General features: G+C 48.1%; 5 protein-coding genes. All 5 read left to right on the plus strand.

Annotated features, from left to right (window positions below):
* The 5 genes from PKC29_04805 (at position 1) to PKC29_04825 (ending at position 8,436) form a co-directional block, all read left to right on the plus strand.
* Positions 1-513, plus strand: coding sequence for a type II toxin-antitoxin system VapC family toxin (locus PKC29_04805; protein HML94730.1), 513 nt, complete (start codon positions 1-3; stop codon positions 511-513).
* A gap of 89 nt (positions 514-602) precedes the next feature.
* The gene (locus tag PKC29_04810; GenBank protein ID HML94731.1) at positions 603-2,069 is read left to right on the plus strand and encodes a DNA methyltransferase; all 1,467 of its coding nucleotides are present in this window, start codon (positions 603-605) and stop codon (positions 2,067-2,069) included.
* Between the two features lie 158 nt (positions 2,070-2,227).
* Positions 2,228-3,769 (plus strand): class I SAM-dependent DNA methyltransferase, encoded by a 1,542-nt coding sequence (locus PKC29_04815; GenBank protein ID HML94732.1) that lies wholly within the window; start codon positions 2,228-2,230, stop codon positions 3,767-3,769.
* Positions 3,766-4,908, plus strand: coding sequence for a restriction endonuclease subunit S (locus PKC29_04820; protein ID HML94733.1), 1,143 nt, complete (start codon positions 3,766-3,768; stop codon positions 4,906-4,908). Before PKC29_04815 ends, PKC29_04820 begins: the two co-directional genes overlap by 4 nt.
* Positions 4,909-5,046: 138 nt before the next feature.
* Positions 5,047-8,436: a DEAD/DEAH box helicase family protein gene (locus PKC29_04825; GenBank protein HML94734.1), complete on the plus strand. Its 3,390-nt coding sequence runs from the start codon at positions 5,047-5,049 to the stop codon at positions 8,434-8,436.
* Positions 8,437-9,041: the final 605 nt, after the last annotated feature.

Below are 9,041 nucleotides of genomic sequence, written 5' to 3' on the forward strand. Positions count from 1 at the left end.
TTGTCGAAACAGAGGCGATATTGGGACTCTGATATATTCCTAACTTTGTTTAACAAAGAAAGGGGGAAATATGAGGACTGTCTCGGCGTGCTGCAACATGCTGAGACCAATAAAGTGGAGATTGTTACATCGGCCCTCACAATAGCGGAGGTTCTGTATATAAAGGGACACCCTAAAATAACAAGGGAAAAATCTGAAAAAATTTGCAGTTTCTTTGAACAAAGTTATATCATAATCGTAAACGTGGATAGATTTATTGCTGAGTCAGCAAGGGAATTGATATGGGATCATTCGATAAAACCAAAGGACGCAATACACGTTGCTAGTGCGCTGAAGGGAAAAGTCCCTGTTTTTGATACATTCGATGCGGGGCTACTGGCGTTAGACAATAAACTGGGCAATCCGCCATTAAGAATAATTAAACCCAATCTGCCTTATCAGGCTGAATTTCAAGGTGAGCAATTTGAAACACAAGTCGTCGAAGAAACAAAAAAAAGACGAACCCAAAAATGATTCATCTTTTGATGACATCATGAAAGCCCTATTGGCGGTTCCCCCCGCAGAGAATGCTCAGGTCAAGAAAAAGGCATTAAAGGAACGGGGTGCTAAAAAGAAAAGTGCCAAATAACAAGCTCTACTACGGTGACAATTTAACAATCTTAAAGAGTTATATAAAAGATGAGTCTGTGGATTTAATCTATCTTGACCCGCCCTTTAACTCCAAAGCAAATTACAACATTCTTTATAAAGAGCCGACCGGGGAACAATCTCAAGCCCAGATAACGGCATTTGAAGATACGTGGCATTGGACAGAGGAAACCGAGTATACCTACGGAGAAATAATCAAAGATGCTCCAGCAACCCTAGTAGAAATGATGATAGCTTTTCGTAAATTTGTTGGTGTCAATGATGTTATGGCATATCTAACGATGATGGCTATTAGACTAATCGAATTGCGAAGGGTGTTAAAACCAACCGGTTCAATTTATCTGCATTGCGATCCAACCGCGAGCCATTATCTCAAGATACTGATGGATACAATCTTCGGGAAAAAAAATTTTAGAAATGAAATAGCTTGGTGTTATAGGGGGGCCGGATACCCTAAAAAAGATTTCGGAAGAAGACATGATATTATTCTACGTTATTCAAAAACTGATGATTATTATATGGATGTAGATGCAGTCAGGGAAGAGTATGCCGAAGCCACGAAGGAACGCTTTAAGCATTATATTGGCAATGTCAGGAAGGGAACCGACTTCGGGTTGCAGGAATTGCATCCATTGGGTAAGCATCCAGATGACTGGTGGCAAATTCAACCTATTGCCCCTTCCGCAAGAGCAAGATTAGGTTATCCGACACAGAAGCCGGAACCACTTTTAGAAAGAATAATAAACGCCTCTTCTAAAAAGGGGGATATTGTCCTTGACCCCTTCTGTGGTTGCGGGACAACTATTGCGGTCGCACAACGTCTAAGCAGAAAGTGGGTTGGAATAGATGTTACGCACTTAGCTATTAATCTAATAAAATTGCGTTTACAAGATTCTTTCGGATTACAGCCCAAAATAGATTATGAGGTTATAGGAGAACCGGAAGATTTAACGGGAGCAAAAGAGTTGGCATCACAAAACCGTTATCAATTCCAATGGTGGGCTGGTTCGCTTATTGGCGCAAAACCATATGGAGACAAAAAGAAGGGGAGCGATACGGGCATTGATGCATTCATTTATTTTGAGGATGAAAAGCACAGCCCCAAAAAAGCAGTAGTGCAAGTTAAAAGCGGCCATGTCTCCGTTAAAGACATAAGAGATTTGGGCCACGTAATGGATAGAGAGAAGGCCGAAATCGGCATTTTTATTACCCTTGAAGAACCTACAAAGCCAATGATGACGGAGGCGGCACAAAAGGGGTTTTATAAGTCAGTCACGGGCATGCAATATCCCAAGATTCAGATAAAAACGATTGAGGATTTATTGAAAGATAATCGCCTGAATATGCCGCCTCGGCACCTGTCCCACAAAGTAGCTGAGCCGCCTAGTCGAAAAGCATCGCAAATCAAAATGGACTTCTAATTTGGGTTTGTTATCTATACAATCGCGAAAGGTAAAACCAGAATGGTTTTTGGGAGCTACATCTACATTTAGATTAATGGGTTAGTATATTTTTGCCTTAGAATTATTTAGTAGTGCTATAAATACGTATCATTCACGCAAAGGGGCTTCGAAACTAGATGCTTACTGGTGAAATCCGAAATCAGGTCGATCAAATTTGGAACGCATTCTGGTCAGGTGGTGTTTCCAACCCGCTCTCGGTAATTGAGCAGATCACCTACCTGCTATTTATCAAGCGGCTCGATGAGCTACATACACTCGAAGAGAACAAGGCCGCAACGCTCGGCATTCCAATTGAGCGCCGCGTCTTCCCGGAAGGAGCTGATGACAAAGGGCGCTCCTACGCTGACATGCGCTGGTCGAGATTCAAGAATTTTGAGCCGCGCGAAATGATGACAGTTGTAGATGAGCATGTGTTTCCCTTCCTGCGCACCTTGGGTGAGGAAGGATCAAGCTACGGAAGGCACATGCGCGATGCCAGGCTTGGCTTCAGTAACCCGGCCTTGCTCGCCAAGGTCGTCGAGATGCTCGACAAAATCCAGATGGATGATCGCGACACGAAGGGTGACGTATATGAATATATGCTCAGCAAGATCGCAAGCGCCGGTCAGAATGGACAGTTTCGAACGCCGCGCCATATCATCAAGCTTATGGTCGAGCTGACCCAGCCAACCCCGGACGATGTCATCTGCGATCCCGCAGCTGGCACATGCGGCTTTCTGGTCGCCGCCGGCGAGTATCTTCGCCGGCATCATGCCGCGCTGTTCCGCGATGAGAAGAAGCTCAAGCACTTCCACGAGCGCATGTTCCACGGCTTCGACTTTGATCCGACTATGCTGCGCATCGGGGCGATGAACATGACGCTGCACGGTGTCGAGAACCCGGATATCAGCTATCGTGACAGCCTTGCCGAGGAGCATGCCGAAGACGCCGGTCGCTACTCTCTTGTTCTCGCCAATCCGCCCTTCGCTGGCTCGCTTGATTACGAAGCTACGGCGAAAAATCTTCAGCAAATCGTAAAAACCAAAAAGACCGAACTACTCTTTCTCGCCCTGTTTCTCCGGTTGCTTAAGACTGGCGGCCGCGCGGCTGTAATCGTGCCAGATGGGGTACTATTCGGCTCCTCCAAGGCCCACAAGGCGTTGCGCCGGATGCTGGTTGAGGAGCACAAACTCGACGCCGTCATTAAACTCCCGTCCGGTGTATTCCGCCCCTATGCTGGTGTCTCGACCGCAATACTTGTCTTTACTAAAACAGGGGTTGGCGGCACTGACCATGTCTGGTTTTATGATCTACAGGCTGACGGATACTCGCTTGACGACAAGCGTACGCCACTGTTACCCATAGAAAAGCTCGGTGCTTCCCCATGCGAAACGCTTAGTGACGAAGAGCACGCCAAAAACAATCTGCCCGATGTGCTGACAAGGTGGCAGGAACACAACGGTAGTGAACGGGGAAATCCCCGCACGGCTCAAAGCTTCTGCGTGCCCAAAACCGATATAGCAGCGACTGGCAGCTATGATCTCTCACTCAATCGATACAAGGAAGTCGAACACGAGGAGCAGCACCACGACGCACCGGCAGATATTATTCGAGAGTTGAGGGGGCTGGAGGAAGAGATTTCTGACGGCCTCACGAGGCTGGAGGATATGCTGGGATGAAATTAGTGCAGCTTGGACAAGTTGCTGAAATTGAAATGGGGCAAGCCCCCAGTGGGGACACTTACAATGAGAACGGTGATGGTTTGCCTCTTATTGCTGGGGCGAGCGATTTTGGAGAGTTGACTCCGCATCCTTCCCGCTTCACGTCTCACCCTACTAAGAAGTCAAAAAATGGTGACATCCTTATCTGCATCCGGGCAACTATAGGAAATTTAAATTGGTCTGATTCCGAGTACTGCCTCGGACGCGGTGTAGCAGGATTGCGGGCAAAAGAAGGAATAATTGCCCCACAATATCTTTGGCGAGTCATGGAGGCAGGTGCAGATCGACTTGCGGCGAAGGGACGAGGTGCGACTTTTAGACAAGTAACTCGCACCGATATCGCAGAGCTTGAAATCCCCCTCCCACCACTCAACGAGCAAATGCGCATCGCAGCGATCCTCGACCAGGCTGATAAACTGCGCCGCCTGCGCCAGAGTTCTATTGATCGTCTCAACGAACTCGGTCAGGCGATTTTCTACGAGATGTTTGGTGACCCGGCCACCAATCCTATGGGCTGGCCAATGGGAACTATTGGCGATCTAACTGAAAGTACTCAATACGGCACAAGTTCGAAGGCTGGGAACGAAGGTTCAATTCCAATTCTGCGAATGGGGAATATTACTACAACTGGCGAGTTTGAATTTCAAGATATGAAATTTATCGACCTCCTCGAAAATGAAATAGACAAATATACCGTCAAGGATGGGGATATTCTTTTCAATCGGACAAATAGCCCTGATCTTGTTGGAAAGACCGGGGTCTATCGCGGAGAGAAAACATATGCTTACGCGGGTTATCTCATCCGGCTACGTACAAATAAAGAGGCTGTCCCAGAATACATAGGCACGTATTTGAACAGCAAAGTAGGAAAAAAAATTCTACGCGGTATGTGCAAAACCATTATCGGAATGGCGAATATCAATGCTAAAGAGCTAAGGACCATTCCAATCCCGCTCGCACCAATAGAACTTCAAAAGAAATTTCAGAGGAAATTTGTCGCATACCGGTCTGCTATCCCGGCTTTTCAAAAACACCGGGAGCATCTCGATACCCTCTTCTCATCCCTCCAACACCGCGAATTCCACGGGGAGATGTGATATGAAAGCAACTGAAACCAGACTCCTTTCTTTTTTGAAAAAATCATCTCAGATCGAGATCCTCATTTATCAACAAACCCATGTAATTGGCCTGGTCCGTCAGTCCCTCGAAGGACAGCGAGACAGCGAGGATAACGGATGAGTCAGTTTGCCTTCCTACAATCTGAATTTTCCCCAGTCTATGACCATGCACAAAAGGCGGAAGCTGCAGCGTTGAATGATCCCCGTGCATCGTGCTTTTATGCTCGGCTCGCACTAGAGACTGCGATAAAGTGGATGTATACACATGACAGAACACTGCGCAATCCTTACGACAATACTTTGTCTGCATTGATACATGAAGGCACCTTTCGCGCTCTGGTAGGCAACGCTCTGGTTACCAAAGCCCGGATTATCAAGGACCTTGGCAATCGGGCGGTGCATGAGACACGGGCGATACCACCCCAGGCGGCTATTACGTCGCTAAGGGAGCTATTTCATTTTTCATACTGGCTTGTCCGCACCTATGCCAAGGGCGCAAAGCCAGAACCGGGACGGCAGTTTGTGTACGAGGCATTGCCGAAGACCGCACAGGTCGAGGCGAGTACGCTGGCACGCTTACAGGCGCTGGCCAAGGACTATGACGAGAAAACCAGGGCTCATGAGGAGGCAGAAGCAGCCCGCATACAAACCGAGCAACAGCAGGCCGCACTGGAGGCAGAGATTACACGCCTTCAAAATGAGATCGAGGCCGTCAAGAAGGCGAATCAAACGGCTCCAGACACTCATGACTATGATGAGGCGCAGACCCGCGACGCTTTCATTGATTTGCTTTTACAAGAAGCTGGTTGGGCGCTCGACCAGCAGCGTGATCGTGAGTTCCCAGTCACCGGCATGCCCAACAATACCGGCGAAGGGTTTGTTGATTACGTGCTTTGGGCAGATGATGGTAAGCCGCTGGCTCTGGTTGAAGCCAAGCGAACCAAGCGTGATGCGCGTGTCGGCCAGCAGCAAGCGAAGCTCTATGCGGATTGTCTTGAGAAAAAGTTTGGCCTCCGGCCGGTAATTTTCTATACAAATGGTTATGAGCATTGGCTATGGGATGACGTGAGCTACCCGCCGCGATCTGTACAGGGCTTTCTCAAAAAAGACGAACTGCTGCTTCTGCATCAACGCCGCACTACTAGGAGATCTCTAAACACTATTGAAATCGACCCCAGAATCGTCGAGCGCTTCTACCAGACCCGAGCAATCCGCCGCATCGACGACGCCTTCGAGAAGGGCCATCAGCGCAAGGCGCTACTGGTAATGGCGACGGGATCAGGGAAGACGCGCACAATCATTGCTCTGATCGATCAGCTTATGCGCGCGAATTTAGTAAAGCGCGCTCTTTTTCTTGCTGATCGTGTTGCTCTCGTGAGACAGGCGGTAGCGGCATTCAAAACACATCTTCCCCACGCCGCACCCGTTAATCTCATAACCGATAAGGAAAGCGAAGGCCGCATATATGTCTCGACCTATCCAACCATGGTCGGGTTGATCGATGAGGTGCAAAATGGGGTGCGCCGCTTCGGTACTGGCCACTTCGACCTGGTCGTCATTGATGAGGCACACCGATCCGTTTATCGAAAATACCGTGCGATCTTCGATTATTTTGATAGCTTGCTCGTGGGACTGACCGCCACTCCACGCGATGAGATAGACCGCGACACCTATGCGCTCTTCGAGCTTGAGCGCGGTGTACCGACAGATTCCTACGATCTGGATGAAGCTGTTGCAGACGGGTTCCTGGTTCCGCCGAAGGCCGTTACCGTACCTCTGAAATTCCAGCGTGAGGGCATCAAGTACGACGACCTGTCCGATGAGGAAAAGGAGGAATGGGATGCGCTTGATTGGACAGAGGATGGAGAGGTCCCAGATCGAGTCGATGCTTCTGCTATCAACAAGTGGCTCTTCAACGCCGATACTGTAGACAAGGTACTGGAGCACGTCATGACTCATGGACTTAAGGTCGAAGACGGAGACCGGCTTGGCAAGACCATAATTTTCGCCAAAAACCACCACCATGCTGTGTTCATTGCGGAACGGTTTGATGCAAACTATCCGCATCTGAAGGGTCATTTTGCCCGTGTCATCGATTTTAAGACTGAATATGCACAGTCTTTAATCGATGATTTCTCCAATGCCGATCGGGAACCCCATATAGCGATTTCAGTAGATATGCTCGACACCGGTATCGATGTTCCTGAGGTAGTAAATCTCGTCTTCTTCAAGATTGTCCGCTCAAAAACCAAGTTCTGGCAGATGATCGGGCGAGGCACGCGTCTTCGACCAGACCTGTTCGGGCCGGGTCAACACAAGGACCACTTCTTGGTTTTCGATTTCTGCCAGAATTTTGAGTTCTTTAACCAGAATCCGACAATATCGGATGGGGCGCTTGGCGCCTCTCTCAGCGAGAAACTGTTTGTCGCCCGTGTCGAGCTGATCGGTGAGATCGACAAGCTCGATCTCGAAACTGACAACGATCTGTTGAGTACCCTCCGTAGCAATATAGTTGAGCTGCTATACAAAGAGGTTGCCAGTATGAAGCTAGACAACTTCATTGTCCGGCCCAAACGACGCTATGTCGAAAAGTATCAGGTCAAGGAAGCCTGGGAAGTTCTAACAGACGATGTACGCGCCGAGCTTACCGAGCACATTGCCGCCCTACCGAGCGCGATTGTTGATAATGATTTGGCCGCCAAACAGTTCGATTACTTGATCTTGGTAACACAGCTCGCGCTCCTTCATACAGATCCCGGTTTCATAAATCTGCAATCTCGAATCATGGGCATAGCCTCACAGCTCGAAGAGCTGAGCAATGTTCCAATGGTCTCTGCCCAGATGGCTTTGATTCTAGAAGTGCAAACGGACGAATATTGGCAGGGGATCAATCTTCCGATACTTGAGAACCTGCGCCGTCGGCTCCGCAGCCTGGTTAAGCTAATTGAGCCTCACGCCCGCAAAATCGTTTATACGGACTTTGAGGATGAGATCGGCTCGGGAACTGAAGTTGAATTACCAATCACTGGTTCCGGCACCGACAAGGCACGTTTCCTGATGAAGGTGCGTCACTTTCTCTCCCAGCACCAGGATCATATAACCATACAGAAACTGAAACGGAACGAACAGCTCACGCCTCAGGACCTTGCTGAGTTGGAACGTATATTTCTCGATGAAGGGGTAGGAAGCGACGACGAACTTGAGCGCATCCGTGCAGAAGGGGGGCTTGGTCTTTTTATCCGCTCGCTCGTGGGCCTTGACCGCGAAGCAGCCAAGCGTGCCTTAACGGAGTTTATGGACGGACGGATCCTCACAGCCAACCAGACCGAGTTTATCGCTCTGATTATCGATCATTTGACCGAACGCGGTGTCCTCGATCCACGTAGGCTTTACGAAAGTCCGTTCACCGATCTGGATGTTCAAGGTGTCAGTGGTCTATTCCCCGCAACCGATGTGGAAACCATTGTAAAGCTATTAGACACTATCAAAAGTAGAGCTGCCGCTTGAGTTATCGAAACTTGATGGCGTCTTCTATCTGACTTAATATCATGTTAAAACTGTTCAACCGGTTGAAATAGTCGCCTTTCGATTTTAAAATTCATGCATGAGCTTCAGAGAAGGTTTTAAAACCCTGCTGGAAGAGTTGGTACTCTCGGAAGTAAGAACGCTCAAGTCACAGGTTCGCGAAATTCGCACTGAGATGAGCTCTACTAGGGCTTCCATACTAGGGGATATTGGTTCTCTTAGAGATGATATTAAAACATTACACCGCTCCCAAGAGGAGAAGATGGACTCCATAATCAAATCGATTCGAGAATTGTCTGAGAAGGTCAGTGAGATTACTAGATCTATTCAAGGGTAGGTTGCATCAACTTTATACACTAATAAAGCAGATTGCTCTTTTAGCATAAATTTGCTGTTTACTTGTGTGATAGACAAATTAATTTTCAGTGGACTATGTTCCATTCTTAATTTCCGAAACTGATACACTTTCATTTTGATTGAGCATAGATTCAACTACCTGTTTCAAAGCTTCTAAGCGGTTCTTGTGAGCGACTGACCTTCCCCCTAAAAACTAGTCCATTGTAAAAGAGAGTTCTCCTTGGTAAGAA

It is taken from the genome of Thermodesulfobacteriota bacterium, assembly GCA_035325995.1.
In the GTDB taxonomy this organism is placed as follows: domain Bacteria; phylum Desulfobacterota_D; class UBA1144; order Nemesobacterales; family UBA2774; genus JADLGH01.

Excerpts from the sequence above, each read along its gene's own strand:
- PKC29_04815 (HML94732.1), top strand. The coding sequence starts at position 2,228 with ATGCTTACTGGTGAAATCCGAAATCAGGTCGATCAAATTTGGAACGCA.
- PKC29_04820 (HML94733.1), top strand. The coding sequence starts at position 3,766 with ATGAAATTAGTGCAGCTTGGACAAGTTGCTGAAATTGAAATGGGGCAA.
- PKC29_04825 (HML94734.1), top strand. The coding sequence starts at position 5,047 with ATGAGTCAGTTTGCCTTCCTACAATCTGAATTTTCCCCAGTCTATGAC.